We start from the raw sequence: 18,686 nt of genomic DNA, 5'->3' as shown, positions 1-18,686 counted from the left end.
ACGTATTTTTAATTTTTATGTGTTTTTTGTTCCGAATTACCTCCCAAAAATATACAATCTTTTAAATCTTGCATAGAAGTAAAAGGAACATTTGTTTTATCATACATATAAGTGCTACTCATATCTTGTGAAAGATTATGGTCATCAACATTAACTTCAATGTCATTCATGTTAAACTGACAAGGATGCTCATGACCAGCAGCATGTGTGATTTCAATAAGTTCTTTTTTAAACGATTTGAAATATTGAGCCAGACGTTCAGATTTTAATGGCACATTTATACCGTTTTGTAACCATTTGCTTTGTGTAGCAATCCCAGATGGACACCTATTGGTATGACAGATTTGAGCTTGAATACAGCCAATACTCATCATAGCCTCTCGGGCTACATTGATGCAATCTACTCCCATTGCAAAAGCCATTGCAGCCTTTGCTGGAAAACCAAGTTTACCACTGCCAATGAATACGATTCGATTTGTTAATCCTTTATTTTGAAAGACTTTATATAAATCTCCAAAACCATAAACCCAAGGTAGACTTACATGATCTGCAAAACTGGGAGGAGCAGCACCTGTGCCGCCTTCACCACCATCGACAGTAATAAAATCTGGTCCTTTTCCTGTTTTCTTCATAATATCAGCGAGTTCTTCCCATTGTTCTAATTTGCCAATAGCAGCTTTTATTCCAACAGGTAATCCTGTCTGTTCTGCAATATCTTCAATAAAACCAACCAGTTCAGGAACGTTAGAGAACGCTGAGTGATTTGGTGGAGACAACACATCTTTACCAACTTCAACGCCTCTGATTTCAGCAATTTCATGAGATATTTTTGCGCCAGGAAGCACTCCGCCTTTTCCGGGTTTTGCGCCTTGCGATAATTTTATTTCAATAGCTTTAATAAAAGGATTGTCTTCAACAAGTTTTATCATTTTTTCCATTGAAAATCCACCATCTTTAGCACGAACACCAAAGTAACCTGTTCCGAAGTGAAATACAACATCACCTCCATTTTTATGATATGGAGATAATCCGCCTTCGCCAGTATTATGGTATGCGTCAGTGATTTTAACACCTTTATTTAAAGACTCTACAGCTTTAGCAGACAGAGAACCAAAACTCATAGCTGAGACGTTTATAATAGAGGCAGGACGATACGGTTTTCGTCTTTTGTGATAGGCTCCCATAACTTTGGCGCATGGTATAAACGACTTGTCTATACTATTAGGGTGATTGTCTTCTATTTTGTAAGACATCATGGCATTATTAATAAAGATATGCTGGTGAGCATAAATATCTCGATCTGTACCAAAACCTTCGTAATTGTTTTCTTGTTTTGCAGAAGCATAAATCCAGCTACGTTCAATTCTATTGAAAGGTAGCTCTTCACGATTGTTGGCTACGAAATACTGGCGCATTTCTGGTCCAATACTTTCCAGTAAATAGCGAATATGTCCAACAATAGGAAAGTTGTGGCTTATGGTATGTCTTTTTTGAAAGAAAATATCACGAATTGCAACAATAAGTAATATTATAATAATCCACATCCACCATGAGATTGATGCGATAGCATTAATAAAATTATCCATTACGTCTACTTAGTATTTAAAGTTGCTTTAATTTAAACGACATAAAAGTAATGAATCTTAATCTTTATGAAATGCCTTTAAATAGAAAAAATATAAATCGGATTTTTATCATAGTTTTCATTCTAATGTTGGCAGTTTTTTTTATGTCAAAGTATATGATAGTCAGGAAATTTGAAGCTTATGTTGAGAATTTGCCCAACCATATAGATTTGCAATATGACGATGTAGATATCCAAATATTTTCAGGAAGTTTAAATCTTGAACAGCCTTTATTGACAGTTAAAGGGCAAACAACCGATAGTATTAATGCACAAATAGCATTCAAAACCATTAAGATAAAGAGTTTGAGTTACTGGGATTATGTTTTTAATGAGTGTATTAATATTCAAGCAATAAAGGTTGATGAGCCAGAAATCACTTATTATCATAATAAAAAAGTAAATAATGAGCGTTACCATTCTGTTTTGACTAACAAGCTAAACAAAAAGATAAATATTGCATCATTTGAGGTCAGTAATGCCGAAATAAAAATTTTCAAAATCACTAATGACTCATTGATTTTTTCTGCCGAAAAATTAGATTTTCAGCTAGATTCAGTTGTTTTTAACTCCTCTGAAACTAAAAAATTACCTTTCGCATTTCAGAATTTATCGCTTAGTTCTGAAAATTTAAAATACAATATTAGTGAGTTTGAAAACTTATTTGTGGCTTCTCTAAATATGAATAACCAAAACACTACACTTGAAGAATTTGAACTTAAAACCAAATATTCTAAAGCCGAATTATCAAAACGTATCAAAACAGAGCGAGATCATTTTGATTTAAGTATAGCTTCTGTAGACATTCAAAATCATAACTTAAAATTTGATAAGACATCATCTGCGCATTTTGAAGCAGATAGTATTCTTATTAATAAGCCTGATTTCCATATTTATCGTGATAAGTCGATTACAGATGATTTAGTTGATAAGCCCTTGTATAGTAAAATGTTAAGAGAACTTAATTTTGATTTAACTTTAAGTAATGTTATCATAAATAAAGCTGAAATTACTTATGAAGAAAAAGTAAAAACAGATAGAGAACCTGGTAGATTAGAGTTTTCAAATTTAGAAGCAACAATTAAAAATATTTCTAACACATATTCAGAATCTGAACGCACATCGCTAAACATTACATCAAATTTCATGAAAAATACACCTTTAGAAGTGGATTGGAATTTTGATGTTAATGATGTCAACGATAACTTTGTTTTTAAAGCAGATATTGGAATGTTAAAAGCAGAACATTTGAATCAGTTTATGAAACCTAATCTCAATCTGAAACTGGAAGGAGAACTCATTAGAACTTATTTTACAATTGATGGTACTGCCAATCATTCACAAATAGATTTAAAAACCGATTACGACCAGTTTGATATTGTGATCCTTAAAGAAAATGGTGAGGAAAAAAATAAGTTTTTATCAGGATTGGTCAACTTATTCATAGCAAAAGACAGTAATGATAAAACAGACGGCTTTAGACATAGCGATACCAAAACTGTAGAGAGAGATAAAACAAAATCTATCTTTAATTTTATATGGAAAAATGCACAATCAGGTTTAGTCTCAGCAATGGCTGGAGATGGTAAAAAAGACAATTAGACTATTGGTTCAAATAATCTAATGTCATTAGAGTCAATGCTTTTACACCAAGTAAAAGTCCGCTTTCATCAATAAAAAAGCGAGGTGTATGATGAGGGTGAAGTTCAATATTGCCTTTAGTCATTCCACCTAAATAGAAATAGAATCCAGGAATTTCTTCTTGAAAATATGAAAAGTCTTCACCAATAGTTTCAGCTTTAATCTGAATCACTTTATCGTCGCCTGCAGCTTTTTTTAGACTAGGTAGCATATCTTTAACCAAGTCATGGTTGTTGTAGGTAATAGCCGTTTGGTTTCTAAAAGAAATAGTAGCTTCTCCACCATAAGCTTTGGCAATAGTTTCCGTCATTTCAGTCATTCGTTTGATAATTAAAGCTTTCATATCTGGATCTAATGTTCTTACAGTTCCTACCAACTCCGCAGTTTCTGGAATGATATTAAACCGAACTCCACTGGTAATCTTTCCAACAGTAATAACAGCAGCTTCGTTGATGAGTTTAGATTCTCTGCTGATAATGGTTTGCAACCCATCAATAATTTTCGCAGAAATTACTATAGGATCAACACCTAACCATGGAGCCGCTCCATGTGCTTGTTTTCCTTTTACGTTAATGACAAATCGCTCTACAGCTGCCATTGCACCTCCAGGTTTATAATGTATTTCTCCAACTTCAACCATAGATCTTAAGTGCAAACCGAAAATAACATCTACTTTAGGATTTTGAAGTACACCTTCCTTAATCATTAATTTTGCACCACCTTCTTCGCCTGGAGGAGGCCCTTCTTCAGCAGGTTGAAAAATGAATTTCACAGTGCCTTTAATTTTATCTTTATGTTTTGAAAGAATTTCAGCGACAGCCATTAAAATTGCCGTATGACCATCATGACCACAAGCATGAGCGACACCAGTTTCATTACCTGAGAAATTTGTAGTAACAGTTGATTTAAAGGGTAAATCGTTGTCTTCAGTTACTGGAAGAGCATCAATATCTGCTCGAAGCGCGACGACTTTTCCAGGTTGATTTCCTTTTAATATTCCAACAACTCCTGTAATGGCTACTCCAGTTTGAACTTCTAATCCTAGAGATTTTAAATGTGTTGCAATTTTTTCAGCAGTTTTAAATTCTTGATTGGATAACTCAGGATGTTTATGAAAATCACGTCGCCATTCAATGAGTTTAGACTCTATTTGAATAAAGTCAGATTCTAAATTGCTTTGTGCAAATGTACTTGTAATTCCTAGTAATAGAAACGCATTTAGGATTTTCATAATTGAAGTATTTGATTCGAAACTTAAATATATATGAAAATATAAGAGCAACAATAATTGTTTATAATTATTGATAAAAGCACTGTGTAAAACCTGTTACAAATGGTTATTTTTATCGTTCTAAAAACGAAAATGCATTGGAAAAATATTTAAGTCAGCTAAATGAAGCGCAATTAGCTCCAACTTTACAAAAGGATGGACCGATGATTATAATTGCAGGAGCTGGTTCAGGGAAAACACGAGTACTGACTTACAGAATTGCGTATTTAATGAGTCAAGGCGTTGATGCGTTCAATATTTTGGCCTTAACATTTACCAATAAGGCTGCAAAAGAAATGAAAGGCAGAATCGCAGATATCGTTGGTGATAGTGAGGCTAAAAACTTATGGATGGGAACTTTTCATTCGGTTTTTGCAAAAATTTTACGCTTTGAAGGGCACCACTTAGGATTTCCCAGTAATTTTACAATTTACGACACACAAGATTCACAAAAGCTTTTAGGTTCTATCATAAAAGAAATGGGTCTGGATAAAGATGTTTACAAAACAAAACAAGTTTACAGTCGTATTTCTTCATACAAAAACAGTCTTATTACAGTAAAAGCCTATTTAAGAAACCCTGAATTAATAGAAGCTGATGCAGCAGCAAGACGACCACGAATGGGTGAAATCTATCAAAATTATGTAGATCGCTGTTTTAAAGCAGGAGCTATGGATTTTGACGATTTATTGTTGCGCACTAATGAATTATTAACCCGCTTTCCTAATGTCTTGGCACAATATCAAAATAAGTTTAGATACATATTGGTAGATGAGTATCAGGATACCAACCATTCACAATATTTAATTGTGAGAGCCTTATCTGATCGTTTTCAGAACATATGTGTTGTTGGAGATGATGCTCAAAGTATTTATGCATTTCGTGGAGCAAATATTAATAATATTTTAAACTTTCAGAAAGATTATGACGATGTTAACGTCTACAGGCTCGAACAGAATTATCGTTCTACCAAAAACATTGTAGGTGCAGCAAACTCGGTTATAGAACACAATAAAACGAAACTGGATAAGATTGTTTGGACAGCAAATGTTGAAGGTGAAAAAGTAAAAGTGAACCGATTGATGACCGATGGTGATGAAGGTCGCTATGTGGCAAGTACCATCTGGGAAACCAAAATGAACGAGCAATTGCCTAACAGTGATTTTGCTGTTCTGTACAGAACCAATGCCCAATCTCGTGCTATTGAAGACGCACTGAGGAAGCGTGATATTCCATATCGCATTTACGGAGGATTGTCATTCTACCAAAGAAAAGAAATTAAAGATGTTACGGCATATTTACGTTTGATTTTAAACCCAGCAGATGAAGAAGCTCTAAAACGAGTGATTAATTATCCTAGTCGAGGTATTGGACAAACAACTTTAGACCGATTGGTAGTTGCTGCTAATGGCTACGGAAAAACTATTTTTGAAGTCTTACAAAATATAGATAAAGTTGAGATTAATATCAATACTGGCACCAAAACCAAGCTCAAAAATTTCGTAACGCTTATTGAAAGTTATCAAGTGATGAATCAAACGGCCAGTGCTTTTGAACTGACAGAGCATGTTGTGAAATCTAGTGGTTTGATGCGCGAGTTTAATAAAGATGGAACTCCTGAAGGTGTTGTACGTATTGAGAATGTCGAAGAATTATTAAATGGTATTAAAGATTTTGTAGAAGGACAAAAAGAATTAGCTGATGCTGGTGATTCTTTAGCTGAATTTTTAGAAGATGTAGCTTTGGCTACCGATTTAGATGCAGATAAGGGCAATCCTGATCATGTGGCTTTAATGACAATTCATCTGGCTAAAGGTTTAGAGTTTTCACATGTGTTTATCGTAGGAATGGAAGAAGATTTATTTCCAAGCGCGATGAGTATGAATACCAGAAGTGAATTGGAAGAGGAAAGGCGTTTGTTTTATGTAGCTTTAACCAGAGCTGAAAAACAGGCCTACTTGACTTATACGTTATCAAGATATCGTTGGGGAAAATTAATAGATGCAGAATCAAGCCGATTTATTGAAGAAATAGATGATCAGTTTTTAGAGGTATTGACACCAATTCATGAACCACGTCAAAACCCTATGTTATCGGCTGATATTTTTGGAGATATTGAACCTAGTCAGATTCGATTTAAAAAACCAATCAAGCGAAAAAAAGACACTAAACCGCCAAAATTTGTAGCTCCTAAAAATTTAAAACCAGTAACTAAATCATCTAATTCTAACGATAAAACAAATCTGTTCGATGGTGAATTAGCTATAGGAAATGTTGTGGAGCATGCGCGTTTTGGTAAAGGTGAAGTATTAAAGATAGAAGGAAAGGGTGCAGATGTAAAAGCTGAAATTAATTTTGAAGTAGGAGGTGTAAAGAAATTATTACTTCGTTTTGCTAAACTTGATGTGTTAGGATAGTTATTCGTAATAAAATAATTAATTACTTTGTAAAGTGTAAAATCAATATTCTAGTTTTATGGCTGAATTAGTTCGAATTTATGAGGAAAACCCTAATCCTAAAGAGATTAGAAAAGTTGTTGAGGTGCTTAAACGTGGAGGATTAATAATTTATCCTACTGATACGGTTTACGGTTTAGGTTGTGACATCACTAATATTAAAGCGTTAGAAAAGATTGCCAGAATTAAAGGTGTTAAATTAGAGAAGTCTAATTTTTCATTTATTTGTCATGATTTGAGTAATTTAAGCGATTATGTAAAACAGATTGACACTAAAACATTTAAAATATTAAAACGAGCACTTCCTGGTGCTTACACATTTATTCTACCAGGTTCTAATACGTTGCCACATCCTTTTAAAAAGAGAAAAACTGTTGGTATTCGTGTGCCTGACAATTCTATTGCTTTAGAAATTGTGAAACAACTTGGTCATCCAATTGTATCGACATCTATTCGTGATGAAGATGAAATAATAGAATACACGACAGATCCAGAATTAATTCTTGAAAAATGGGATAACTTAGTCGATTTGGTAATTGATGGTGGTTATGGAGATAATGAAGCGTCTACAGTGATTGATTTATCTCAAGATGAGCCTTTGATAGTTAGGGAAGGAAAAGGAAATTTGGAAATATTTTAATGTATGGTTAAGGTGCGTTAGTACTCGCTTACATTTCAATTTTTAAAGTTATAAAAAAAGGCTCAATCATATGATTGAGCCTTTTTTAGTATTCTATTTTTCTGGATTAGTTACCAGCAGATAAGTTTTTCATTTCTTCTTCAACCATTTCGTAAAACTGGTCAATTTTTGGCATTACAACAATTCTGGTACGTCTGTTTTTTGCTCTGTTTTCAGCAGTATCGTTTTCTACTAGAGGAACATGGTAACTTCTTCCAGCAGCAACTAATTGTTGTGGATTAACTTCGAGCTCTTCTAAAACTCTAACGACAGACGTTGCGCGTTTCACACTTAAATCCCAGTTGTCTAACAATACACCTTTTTTATAAGGAACATTATCTGTATGAGCTTCAACCATAGCTTCAAAATTTGGCTTGCTATTAATTACTTTAGCAACTTTTCCTAAAATTTCTTTAGCTCTTGTCGTTACTGTGTAACTTCCAGACTGAAAAAGTAATTTGTCTGCAATTGAAATAAATACAACTCCTTTTTCAACATTTACTTCGATGTCTGGATCATTAATACCTACAGCTTTCTTTAAACTGGTTACTATGGCTAATGTTACACTATCTTTTCTTGATAAAGCATCTTGCAAACGCGTGATTTTTAGATCTCTTTCTTTTAAGCTTTCTAAAGATTTTTCAAGGTTTTCAGCACCTTTTTGAGTTAAGGTTGTTAAATTTCCTTTAGTGTCAATTAAATCTTGGTTTGACTTACGCAAATCGGCTAACTGATCTTTCATGGTTTCAACACGAGCTTCAGCTGCTGCTCTGTCTGATAAACAACTGTTTAGTTTAACAGTTGCAGAATTTAATAAATCCTGAGTTTCTTTTTGTTTTTCTTCTAGTGCCATAAATTCTTTCTTTGACACACATGAAGTCATAATTAACATCCCAGCAACACTTAATAGCATTAATTTTTTCATAATAAACTTTAATAATTAGTTGTTATTTAACATATCAAAATTAGATAAAAGAAAACATCCTGAGTGCTTCTTTAACTAAAATTTTAACACATTTACTAACAATTGGTAATAATAACGTTTACGCACAAAGTAAGACCACACAATAGATGTTGTTTTGTAGTAGTTTTTTTTCTTTGGAAGTTGACGACGTTGTTTTAAAAGGCGACTTACATTAGAGTAAAAGCTGTAATGAGCTTTTAAAATGGCTAAAAAATGTCTGAATTGAAAATGAATCAGGAATTTTAAACCTGAAATACCATCTAAAATTAATCTTATAAAAATAACTCCGAACAGAAATCCATAGGCATTTTTAGTAATGGTAAATAAACTATTTCTGAAGTTGAGATAGGTTTTTTTTGGATGTATAGCATTTAATGTAGCACCTCCAACGTGATACACAGTAGAGGCACCAACATACTTTGTAATGTAACCAGCATTAAAAGCACGCCAGCATAAATCAATTTCTTCAAAATGGGCAAAATAAGATTCATCAAAGCCACTTAAGGATTCAAAGGTAGTTTTCCGTATAAAAAAACAAGCACCAGAAGCCCAGAAAACAGTAGTGGTATCGTCGTATTGTCCTTTATCTTCCTCAATACTATTGAAAATACGACCTCTACAGAACGGATAACCGTATTTATCGATAAATCCACCAGCCGCTCCAGCATATTCAAAATGCGTTTTTTTGTTGAAATCTAAAATTTTAGGCTGAATAATTGCTGTATTTGAATTTAATTGAAATTCTTGAACGATAGGTATGAGCCAGTTTGGAGTGACTTCTATATCGCTGTTAAGTAAACAAAACACATCAGCTTCAATGTGTTTTAAAGCATCGTTATAACCTTTAGCATAACCGCCATTTATCTTATTTTGAACAATCTGGACTTTTGGAAAATGCGTTTTTAAAAATGTAACAGAGTCATCAGTTGAGGCGTTATCTGCAACATAAAGATCTGCTTCCTGAGAATATTTAATAATTGAAGGTATAAACTGCTCAAGCAATTGTTTTCCATTCCAGTTTAATATGACGATAGCTAGTTTCAAGTATTCAGTATTTATAATTTGGAATATCTTTTAAAAACTCATAGCGTTCGTTATTAAAGTCCATCATACAATAATAATGATTAATTCCGTTAGTGACCATTAAATAACTTGCATTCAAAGTTAAATTATATCTTGCAATCTGGTCAAATGTGGTCTGATCTATTTTAATTTTATGCGACTTGCATTCCACGATAAGATGAATGCTTCCATCAGGATTAAAAACGACAATGTCATAACGTTTTGACAGCCCATTAACTTTGAGCTCTTTTTCAACGTTAATTAAAGATTTCGGATAATTTTTATACTGAATTAAATACTGAACACAGTGTTGACGCACCCATTCTTCAGGTTGTAAAATGATAAATTTTTTACGAATCTCATCAAAAATAGAAACTTTATTTTCGTTACTTTTGAAACGGAATTCGAACTTAGGAAAATTTAATACTTGCATAAAAGCAAACCAAGATTTTTTCAAAGTTAATCTACTAAAACTGAAAACCAAAACAGATATTATTTTTTTGGAATTTGGAATTTGAAAATTGTAATTTTCAATCATGGATGAGGTAAAGCAAATTGTAGCAGATATAAAAAAAGGTCAGATCAAACCCATTTATTTTTTAATGGGAGAAGAACCTTATTATATTGACGCAATTTCAGATTACATTGAAAATAATGTGCTTTCAGAAGAAGAGAAAGGGTTTAACCAAATGGTATTGTATGGTCGTGATATTACTGTTGACGATATTGTGAGTAATGCTAAGCGTTATCCTATGATGGCTGAGCGTCAAGTGGTTATTGTAAAAGAAGCTCAAGACTTATCGCGCACCATTGAAAATTTAGCAAGTTATGCTTCAAGTCCACAACTAACAACAGTCCTGGTAATAAATTATAAGTACAAAAAAATAGACAAACGTAAAGCGCTTTACAAAGCGATTAAGAAGCAAGATGGTGTTGTTTTTGAAAGCAAAAAACTCTATGATAATCAAGTAGCTGAATGGATTCGGAGAGTGCTTTCCGGACAGAAGTATACGATTTCTCCTAAAGCTTCACAGATGCTGGTAGAGTTTTTAGGTACTGATTTAAGTAAAATTAACAATGAGTTAGAAAAGCTTAAAATAATTCTTCCTGAAGGCACTCAAATCACACCTGAACATGTTGAAGAGCATATAGGGATAAGTAAAGATTATAATAATTTTGAATTGCGAAAAGCTGTAGGAGAGCGAAATAGCGTTAAGGCTTTCAAAATTGTAAACTATTTTGGAAACAACCCAAAAGACAATCCAATGGTAGTAACGGTTTCGTTGCTGTTTGGTTTTTTCTCTCAGTTATTACACTTTCATGGTTTGCATGACAAGAATCCAAGAAATGTTGCTTCAGCTCTAAAAATCAATCCTTATTTTGTAAATGAGTATGTTACAGCTGCTCGAAATTTTCCAATGCGGAAAGTAAGTCAAATTGTATCTACACTTCGAGAATTTGATGTTAAGAGTAAAGGTGTTAACTCAAATGCAGTACCTCAAGGCGACCTTCTGAAAGAACTTCTAGTAAAGATATTATCTTAGTTTTAAGACCTGTTAACACATAGTGCTAAATCTTCGTTAAACCCTTACGTTTTTTCGGTTTTACGTCATCTATTTACTATACTAAGGTAAATAAATATTAACAATAAAACCAAAAAAATAAAATGGAAAACTTAGACAGAAAGACCGTTGCTATTTTAGCAACCAATGGATTTGAAGAAAGTGAATTAAAAGAACCTATGAATGCATTAAAAGATGCAGGAGCAGATGTACATATTGTTTCAGAAAACTCGGGAAAAATTAAATCTTGGGCAGATGGTAACTGGAGTAATGAATATGATGTTGATAAAACCTTAGATGAAGTATCACAAAGCGATTATAATGCTTTAGTACTTCCAGGAGGCGTTATTAATCCAGATGCATTGAGAAGAAATGAGAAAGCGGTAAACTTTACCAAATCATTTTTTGAAAATCATAAACCAGTAGCAGCAATTTGTCATGCTCCTTGGTTATTAGCAGAGGCAGATGTTTTGAAAGGACGTAAAGTCACATCGTATAACTCGATTAAAAAAGACATCATCAATGCAGGCGCGCATTGGGTAGATGAAGAAGTTGTTGTAGACGAAGGTTTAGTAACAAGTAGAAACCCTAAAGATTTACCAGCATTTTGCTCTAAATTAGTAGAGGAAGTTTATGAAGGTAAACATAGTATGCAGACTGCATAATTAATGTCTCAATGCAATGTAAAGAGCAGAATCTTAATTGATTCTGCTTTTTTTGTTTTGTTAAATTTTACAGGAATCCATAAGGTGACTTCTTACTTTTGTGTCTCACACCAAACAGCCAGTTCATTACCAGAAGGATCTAAAAACTGAAACTGGTTTCCACCAGGAAACGAAAAAATATCTACGGTTATATTGCCTCCAAGATTTTTAATTTTTTGTTTTACGGTTTCCAAGTTTTTATGATACAATACAATTAAAACTCCATTTGTCATCATTTGGTCAGTTTTTTCAAAACCACCAGCTAGACCACTATTCGCAAAAGCAGTGTAGTTTGTACCATAATCTGTAAAAGTCCAATCAAATACTTGTTCATAAAACGCTTTTATGTCCTTTAAATCGATTGCTTTAAACTCTATATAGTTGATGTGATTATTGATACTGCTCATGTTTATTAGGATCTTTTAACCAACACGTAAGATCTTTTCCATTTTCCGACCCTTCGCTAATTCGTCAACAAGTTTATCTAAATACCTTACTTGCTGTGTTAATTGATTTTCAATCTCTTCAACTCTGTAACCGCAGATAACACCAGTAATAAGCTTAGCATTAGGATTTAGTTTGGCTTTTTTAAAGAACGTTTCAAAAGTTACTTGATCTTCAAGAAGTACTTCTAATGTGCTGTTATCAAAACCAGTGAGCCATTCTATGACTTGATTCAACTCTTCTTTTGTTCTGCCTTTCTTCTCTACTTTTGTGACATAATGCGGATACACTGAGGCAACAGTCATTTTTGCAATACGTTCATCGTGGTGACTTGTGTCTTTCATGTGTTATTGGTTATAAGTAACCCAATTCTTCAATCATTAAACCAAAATCATATTGTAAATCTTCATGTAATCCAGATACAATTTTCTCAATTTGAGCTAGTTGTCTGTTGTATATATTGATTAAGGTTGTGTTGTTTTTTATTGTGGGTTTAAATGTTTTTAATTTTTGACAGAAGTAGAGGAGTAACTCAGCTTCAGTTTCTTTTTTTAAGGAATATCGAGCGTACTTTTTAATGTTTCTCAAAATTTTGCGTACACTTTTTTTGATATAAAAATAGCTATTGGTGTTGATTGCTTCAAATTGTTCGTCTATCTCAGTTTTTACTGTGTCGATGTAACCAGACTCATCATGTGCTTCAAATAATAAATAGGTGAGGAGTTCTTTGTTCTCTTTTTTAAAACGGGATAATCGTAAGCAAAGCTCAGCTAACTCTTCACTGCTTTTGTATTTGAGTTCTTTTCTTAGGGTTACTACAGAGACAGCTTTCATACGTATTAAAGTTCGAGGTTTTTATTTGAACAAAAAATTTGTCCATTACAGTCAATTACAGACGTATTAATCAGATATTTTAAATTGAATTTAAAAATAAACCTTTATGCCATTTATAACAAACAAAACCAAGAAAGATAACGTTGATATTTTTTATGAAGACTACGGAAGCGGTCAACCCGTTATACTGATTCACGGTTGGCCTTTGAGCAGAAAATCATGGGAACAACAAGTGTGGAAAATTGTAGAGTCTGGATACAGATGCATATCTTACGATAGACGTGGTTTTGGGATCTCCTCATTTTCATGGAATAATTATGATTATTCTTCGTTAGCCAGCGATTTAAATGAACTGATAAAACAACTTGAACTTACCAACTGTGTCATTGTTGGATTCTCTATGGGTGGAGGTGAAGTTGTTCGTTATTTTACAGATTTTGGAAGTGACAGAATTTCAAAAGCAGCTTTGATAAGTAGTATTGTTCCTTTAGTAAAACAAAAAGATGATAATCCTGATGGTGTTCCGGAAAAAGATTTAGAAGGCATTAAAGATGCTTTAGAAGAGGACCGTTTGGGATTTTTGAAAAATTTTCACAAAGGCTTTTATAATTATGATGATAACAAAGATCGTGTTAGTCAAGCTCAACTGGACTATGATTTTATTGTAGCATCACATGCTTCACCCAGAGCAACAATTGAAGCTGCAAAGGCATGGATGCACACCGATTTTAGATCTGAATTGCAAAATATAGATGTGCCTACACTTATTGTGCATGGAGATGCCGACAAAACAGTTCCTATAGCCACTTCGGCTAAGCAAGCTGCAAAAGGAATTAAAAACAATCAATTTGAAATCATAAAAGGCGCACCACATGGTCTAAACATCACTCATAAAGAAGAATTTAATAAGATTCTTATAGACTTCTTAAACAGTTGAAAATTTAAATAAGACAACATAAACTTAGTAAATAAGCAATCGGTAACGGTTGCTTTTTCAGGTTTTAATCACCTTAAACTACATAGTAACAAAATCAGATTATTAGCTCTTCTTTATCATCTCTAATCTCATGAGCGGTAATATTTCATTATGTTTTAAAACTGATCTCTGAAATTATTCATTTAAAATTGATCGCATTGTTTTATGTTTTATGGTTTCAATATCTTTTATTTCATAAGGAATTTCTTTTAAAATGTATTCAAAAGCTGCTATTCGAGCACTTGTTTTTTTATTTGCTTTGATTATTTTCCATGGCGCATGCTTCTGAGTTTTATCAAACATAGCCTCTTTAAATCGAGTGTAGTCATCCCATAGTGATAAGGCTTTTTTATCAACATCACTATATTTCCATTTTTTAATTGTGGAACTAATAATGTCTTTAAAACGACGTTCTTGTTCTTTTTTTGTTATTGAGAAATATAGCTTTAATAAATAGATGCCAGAGTCCTGAATCATTTTTTCAAACTCATTGACTTGCCCCATAAATATATCATATTCTTTTTTCGAGCAAAACCCGTTAACAGGTTCTACGACAGCTCTGTTGTACCAGCTTCTGTCAAAAAATACTATTTCTCCATTATTTGGCAAGCGATTAATATAACGCTGAAAGTACCATTGTCCCATTTCGGTTTCGTTTGGTTTTGGTAACGCCACAACCCGAATAGCACGAGGTGGTAAATGTTGGATAATACGTCGGATAGCTCCACCTTTTCCAGCGGCATCACGACCTTCAAATAGAATGACAATTTTTTTATCGTTTTTAGCTACCCATTGCTGTAGAATTAACATTTCTTCCTGAAGCTTTTCAAGACGTTTCTCATATTTCACACTCTGAATTGCTTTTTTTGTATCAATACGTTTTTGACGTAATAAGGCTTCAATTCCTTTTTTTGTGTTTAATGTGTTTAAATCTTTTTCTGTCATAATCATTGAAATCTATTGATCAAGTTGAATGGTATTTCTAAAATAGCGTTGAACGATATTCGGATCAGGCAAGAGAGCTTTGCAACTATTTCCTTTATTATCATAGTCAAACAGACTCAATACATATTTGATGCTTTCTAATCGCGCTTGCTTTTTATCATTTGATTTTATAACCACCCAAGGTGAAAAGGAGTTGTGCGTGCGAGAAAACATCTGGTTTTTGTAAACGGTAAAATCATCCCATAGTTCTTGTCCTTTCTCATCAACTGGACTGAATTTCCATTTTTTAAGAGGATTTTTCAATCGCTTTTCAAAACGACGTAGCTGTTCTTCTTTAGAGACTGAAAACCAGAATTTAATAATGGTTGTACCAGATTCGTAGAGCATATTTTCAAATTCAGGCACCTGAATCATAAATCGATTGTACTGTTGTTTTGTACAAAATCCCATAACCGGCTCAACAACAGCTCTGTTGTACCAACTTCTGTCAAAAAAAACGATTTCTCCAGCGTTTGGTAATTGTTTAATATATCTATTAAAATACCATTGGTTTTTTTCAACTTCTGTGGGTTTATTTAAGGCTACTATTCGCATAGCTCTGGGATTGAGGTGTTCTTTAAAACGTTTAATTGTTCCTCCTTTGCCAGAAGCATCTCTTCCTTCAAAAATAATTCCTATTTTTTTGTTTTCCTTTTGAACCCATCGCTGAAAATCTACAAGTTCAGCTTGAAGCGGAAGTAACTGCTGTTCGTAATCGTATTTTTCTAAAGCTGATCCGTAATTAGGATTATCATCTTCATGTGTTTTTAAATATGAAATTAAATCTGAATTGGTTTTGAATGAATGTATTAGGTCTTCTGTTAACATGTATTGAAAGTTTACTGATAGCTTCTAAATTATGAAATTTTCAAAAATTATTTTATGACTTATGTCATCAATAACCGCAGATGTATAAAAAAACCTTTCAAATTAATGAAAGGTTTAGGGTTTGTAAGTTTTTAAGATGAAAGCTATCTTAATTTCGGAAAGTCATTTGGATTTGCCTCATGCTTCACTTCATAAACTGCTTCAAAAATATCTTCAGCTGAAGGTTTTGAAAAGTAATCACCATCAGTTCCGTAAGCAGGTCGATGTGGTTGTGCAGCTAAAGTTTTAGGTTGACTGTCTAAATATTGATAAGCCTTTTGAGTGTTTAAAATCTCATTCAGAATATAAGCAGAAGCACCTCCAGGAACATCTTCATCAATCACCATAAGACGGTTGGTTTTGGCTACACTTTTAACAATATCATGGTTGATGTCAAATGGCAATAAAGACTGAACATCTATGACTTCAGCATTAATACCAACTTCTAAAAGTTCTTTGGCTACTTGTTCAATAATTCTTAGTGTAGAACCATAAGATACTAAGGTGATATCTGTACCTTCTTTTACTGTTTCAACAACTCCAAGAGGTGTTTTAAACTCACCAATGTTATTAGGCATGGTTTCTTTTAAACGATAGCCATTTAAGCATTCAATAATAAGCGCAGGTTCATCACTTTCTAATAATGTATTGTAGAAACCTGCTGCTTTGGTCATATTTCTTGGAACTAAGACATGAATCCCTCTTATAAGATTTATAATGCCTCCTAGCTGAGATCCAGAATGCCAAATACCTTCAAGTCTGTGTCCACGAGTTCTTATAATTAGTGGTGCTTTTTGTTTTCCTCTGGTTCTGTATTGTAATGTAGCCAAATCATCACTCATGATTTGTAAGGCATACAAGATATAATCTAAATATTGTATTTCGGCAATAGGTCTTAAGCCACGCATAGCCATACCTATTCCTTGTCCGAGAATAGTAGCTTCTCTAATTCCTGCATCTGCAACTCTAAGTTCTCCGTACTTTTCCTGAAGCCCTTCTAAACCTTGATTTACATCACCAATATTACCTGCGTCTTCACCAAAAACTAAAGCTTCAGAATACTTGCCAAAAATAGCATCAAAATTATCTCTGATAACGACTCTGCCATCAACCTGTTCAGCATTACTATCGTAAGTTGGTAATACTTCTTTAATGGTTGTTGCTGCACGATTTGAGGTGCTGTATAAATGTGAACTGTATTTTGGTTGAACAGTTTCCATATAGGAGTTAATCCAAGTTAGAACACGTTCTTTTTCTGCGGAATTTTCAGAAACAACATAACGCAGAGCCTTTCGAACAGACGATGCTATGTCTTTTCTTAAAGGCTCATCAATACCTTTAAGTTGATTGATGATTTTATTAATAAATACTTTATTGCTACTTGATTCTGAAAGTGCCGTTAGTATTATAATGGCTTCTTCCTGCTCATTTTTTATAGGTTTTAAATAAGCACTCCAAGCGGCTTTTTTACCATCACGAACGTTCTTTTTAATGATTTTGTCTAACGCATCAAGCTCATCCTGATTAGTAATGTTATTACTAATCATCCATTGACGCATTTGCGAGATACAATCAAATTCCTGTTCCCATTCCAGACGCTCTTTGCTTTTGTAGCGTTCGTGAGAACCAGAAGTAGAATGTCCTTGAGGTTGTGTTAATTCTAAAACATGTATCATTACAGGAACATGTTCTTCGCGTGCAATGTACTCAGCTTTTTGATAAGTTTCAATTAGAGCCGGATAATCCCAACCATTAACTTTTAATATTTCGTAACCTTTAAGGTTTTCATCCCGTTGGAATCCTTTTAAGATTTCAGAGATATTTTCTTTAGTCGTTTGGTGTTTCGCATGAACAGAAATTCCATATTCATCATCCCAAATATTGATTACCATCGGAACTTGTAGTACACCAGCAGCATTAATCGTTTCAAAGAATAGGCCTTCACTTGTACTGGCATTACCAATAGTTCCCCAGGCAATCTCATTTCCGTTTTTAGAGAAGTTTGTCGTATCTATACCTTCAACTTGTCTGTATATTTTAGAGGCTTGCGCTAATCCTAAAAGTCTTGGCATTTGACCAGCAGTAGGAGAGATGTCAGCACTAGAGTTCTTTTGTTTGGTTAAATCTTTCCAGTTGCCATGTTCATCAAGACTATGCGTTCCAAAATGGCCTCCCATTTGTCTTCCGGCAGACATAGGTTCTTGTGAGATATCTGTATTGGCATATAAACCAGCAAAAAACTGTTCAATAGTGAGTTCACCAATGGCCATCATAAAGGTTTGATCTCTGTAATAACCAGATCTAAAATCACCATTTTTAAAAGCTTTAGCCCAAGCGAGTTGTGGAATTTCTTTTCCGTCACCAAAAATACCAAATTTAGCTTTTCCAGTCAACACTTCACGACGACCTAATAAACTGCATTCTCTACTGGTTACAGCAATTTTGTAGTCGTTTATGACTTGAGTTTTAAAGTCTTCAAAAGTTAAATCAGTTTTTGTATTAGAATCGGTTTGCATAGCCTTAAATTATATGTTGCAAATTTAGCTAAAGTTTCTATGTTTTACAACGTTGAAGTTTGTTATATGTTTAATAAATTATCATAAAAAGACCATAATTATT

Annotated in this window: 17 protein-coding genes; 6 read left to right on the top strand and 11 right to left on the bottom strand. The window is 33.4% G+C overall.

The genetic code is table 11. The features are described from left to right. Window positions 1-8: 8 nt before the first annotated feature. A complete protein-coding gene (locus tag ACRHNM_RS11685; RefSeq protein WP_431136772.1) occupies window positions 9-1,586 on the bottom strand; it encodes an FMN-binding glutamate synthase family protein in 1,578 nt (525 codons plus the stop codon). A 155-nt stretch (window positions 1,587-1,741) separates the two neighbouring features. Here ACRHNM_RS11685 and ACRHNM_RS11680 point away from each other — a divergent pair, with 155 nt between their 5' ends. Continuing rightward, window positions 1,742-3,226 (top strand): hypothetical protein, encoded by a 1,485-nt coding sequence (locus ACRHNM_RS11680; protein WP_431136770.1) that lies wholly within the window; start codon window positions 1,742-1,744, stop codon window positions 3,224-3,226. A gap of 1 nt (window position 3,227) precedes the next feature. Here the strand turns inward: ACRHNM_RS11680 and ACRHNM_RS11675 are convergent, their stop codons facing one another. After that, the gene (locus tag ACRHNM_RS11675) at window positions 3,228-4,496 is read right to left on the bottom strand and encodes an amidohydrolase (protein ID WP_431136767.1); all 1,269 of its coding nucleotides are present in this window, start codon (window positions 4,494-4,496) and stop codon (window positions 3,228-3,230) included. A gap of 137 nt (window positions 4,497-4,633) precedes the next feature. Between ACRHNM_RS11675 and ACRHNM_RS11670 the strand changes: the two genes are divergently transcribed. Together ACRHNM_RS11670 and ACRHNM_RS11665 are read left to right on the top strand one after the other, a co-directional pair. Beyond that, a complete protein-coding gene (locus ACRHNM_RS11670) occupies window positions 4,634-6,952 on the top strand; it encodes an ATP-dependent helicase (RefSeq protein ID WP_431136765.1) in 2,319 nt (772 codons plus the stop codon). A gap of 58 nt (window positions 6,953-7,010) precedes the next feature. Then, window positions 7,011-7,631 (top strand): L-threonylcarbamoyladenylate synthase, encoded by a 621-nt coding sequence (locus tag ACRHNM_RS11665; protein WP_431136763.1) that lies wholly within the window; start codon window positions 7,011-7,013, stop codon window positions 7,629-7,631. 106 nt (window positions 7,632-7,737) lie between these two features. Here the strand turns inward: ACRHNM_RS11665 and ACRHNM_RS11660 are convergent, their stop codons facing one another. The 3 genes from ACRHNM_RS11660 to ACRHNM_RS11650 form a co-directional block, all read right to left on the bottom strand. After that, window positions 7,738-8,595, bottom strand: a complete 858-nt coding sequence (locus ACRHNM_RS11660; RefSeq protein ID WP_431136761.1) for an OmpA/MotB family protein — start codon at window positions 8,593-8,595, stop codon at window positions 7,738-7,740. A 75-nt stretch (window positions 8,596-8,670) separates the two neighbouring features. Further along, window positions 8,671-9,678 (bottom strand): glycosyltransferase family 2 protein, encoded by a 1,008-nt coding sequence (locus ACRHNM_RS11655; protein ID WP_431136759.1) that lies wholly within the window; start codon window positions 9,676-9,678, stop codon window positions 8,671-8,673. Between the two features lie 4 nt (window positions 9,679-9,682). Next, on the bottom strand, window positions 9,683-10,129 hold the full coding sequence (locus ACRHNM_RS11650; protein ID WP_431136757.1) for a type I restriction enzyme HsdR N-terminal domain-containing protein: 447 nt from the start codon (window positions 10,127-10,129) through the stop codon (window positions 9,683-9,685). A 103-nt stretch (window positions 10,130-10,232) separates the two neighbouring features. On the opposite strand from ACRHNM_RS11650, the gene holA reads away from it, so the two are divergent. After that, complete coding sequence (gene holA / locus ACRHNM_RS11645; RefSeq protein ID WP_431136755.1) at window positions 10,233-11,240, top strand: DNA polymerase III subunit delta; 1,008 nt, start codon at window positions 10,233-10,235, stop codon at window positions 11,238-11,240. A 122-nt stretch (window positions 11,241-11,362) separates the two neighbouring features. Beyond that, a complete protein-coding gene (locus ACRHNM_RS11640; protein ID WP_431136754.1) occupies window positions 11,363-11,923 on the top strand; it encodes a type 1 glutamine amidotransferase domain-containing protein in 561 nt (186 codons plus the stop codon). A gap of 92 nt (window positions 11,924-12,015) precedes the next feature. Here the strand turns inward: ACRHNM_RS11640 and ACRHNM_RS11635 are convergent, their stop codons facing one another. The 3 genes from ACRHNM_RS11635 to ACRHNM_RS11625 are packed head-to-tail and all read right to left on the bottom strand — an operon-like array spanning window position 12,016 to window position 13,240. Continuing rightward, entirely contained in the window at window positions 12,016-12,369 is a 354-nt protein-coding gene (locus ACRHNM_RS11635; protein WP_431136752.1) for a VOC family protein, read from the bottom strand. Window positions 12,370-12,384: 15 nt separating this feature from the next. Beyond that, entirely contained in the window at window positions 12,385-12,750 is a 366-nt protein-coding gene (locus tag ACRHNM_RS11630; protein ID WP_431136750.1) for a DUF2200 domain-containing protein, read from the bottom strand. A gap of 10 nt (window positions 12,751-12,760) precedes the next feature. Then, window positions 12,761-13,240 carry a hypothetical protein gene (locus ACRHNM_RS11625; RefSeq protein WP_431136748.1) on the bottom strand — a complete coding sequence of 160 codons (480 nt, stop codon included), beginning with the start codon at window positions 13,238-13,240 and terminating at the stop codon, window positions 12,761-12,763. A 106-nt stretch (window positions 13,241-13,346) separates the two neighbouring features. On the opposite strand from ACRHNM_RS11625, the gene ACRHNM_RS11620 reads away from it, so the two are divergent. Beyond that, window positions 13,347-14,177 (top strand): alpha/beta fold hydrolase, encoded by an 831-nt coding sequence (locus ACRHNM_RS11620; RefSeq protein ID WP_431136746.1) that lies wholly within the window; start codon window positions 13,347-13,349, stop codon window positions 14,175-14,177. Window positions 14,178-14,351: 174 nt separating this feature from the next. Here ACRHNM_RS11620 and ppk2 (ACRHNM_RS11615) read toward each other — a convergent pair whose 3' ends face one another. The 3 genes from ppk2 (ACRHNM_RS11615) to ACRHNM_RS11605 form a co-directional block, all read right to left on the bottom strand. After that, entirely contained in the window at window positions 14,352-15,167 is an 816-nt protein-coding gene (gene ppk2 / locus ACRHNM_RS11615) for a polyphosphate kinase 2 (RefSeq protein WP_431136744.1), read from the bottom strand. A 6-nt stretch (window positions 15,168-15,173) separates the two neighbouring features. Next, complete coding sequence (ppk2, locus tag ACRHNM_RS11610; protein ID WP_431136742.1) at window positions 15,174-16,028, bottom strand: polyphosphate kinase 2; 855 nt, start codon at window positions 16,026-16,028, stop codon at window positions 15,174-15,176. 143 nt (window positions 16,029-16,171) lie between these two features. Then, window positions 16,172-18,583: an alpha-ketoacid dehydrogenase subunit alpha/beta gene (locus ACRHNM_RS11605; protein WP_431136740.1), complete on the bottom strand. Its 2,412-nt coding sequence runs from the start codon at window positions 18,581-18,583 to the stop codon at window positions 16,172-16,174. Between the last annotated feature and the right edge of the window lie 103 nt (window positions 18,584-18,686).

This window comes from Psychroserpens mesophilus, from assembly GCF_050617655.1.
GTDB classification, from domain to species: domain Bacteria; phylum Bacteroidota; class Bacteroidia; order Flavobacteriales; family Flavobacteriaceae; genus Psychroserpens; species Psychroserpens mesophilus_A.
This window is presented reverse-complemented; position numbering and strand designations above follow the sequence as displayed.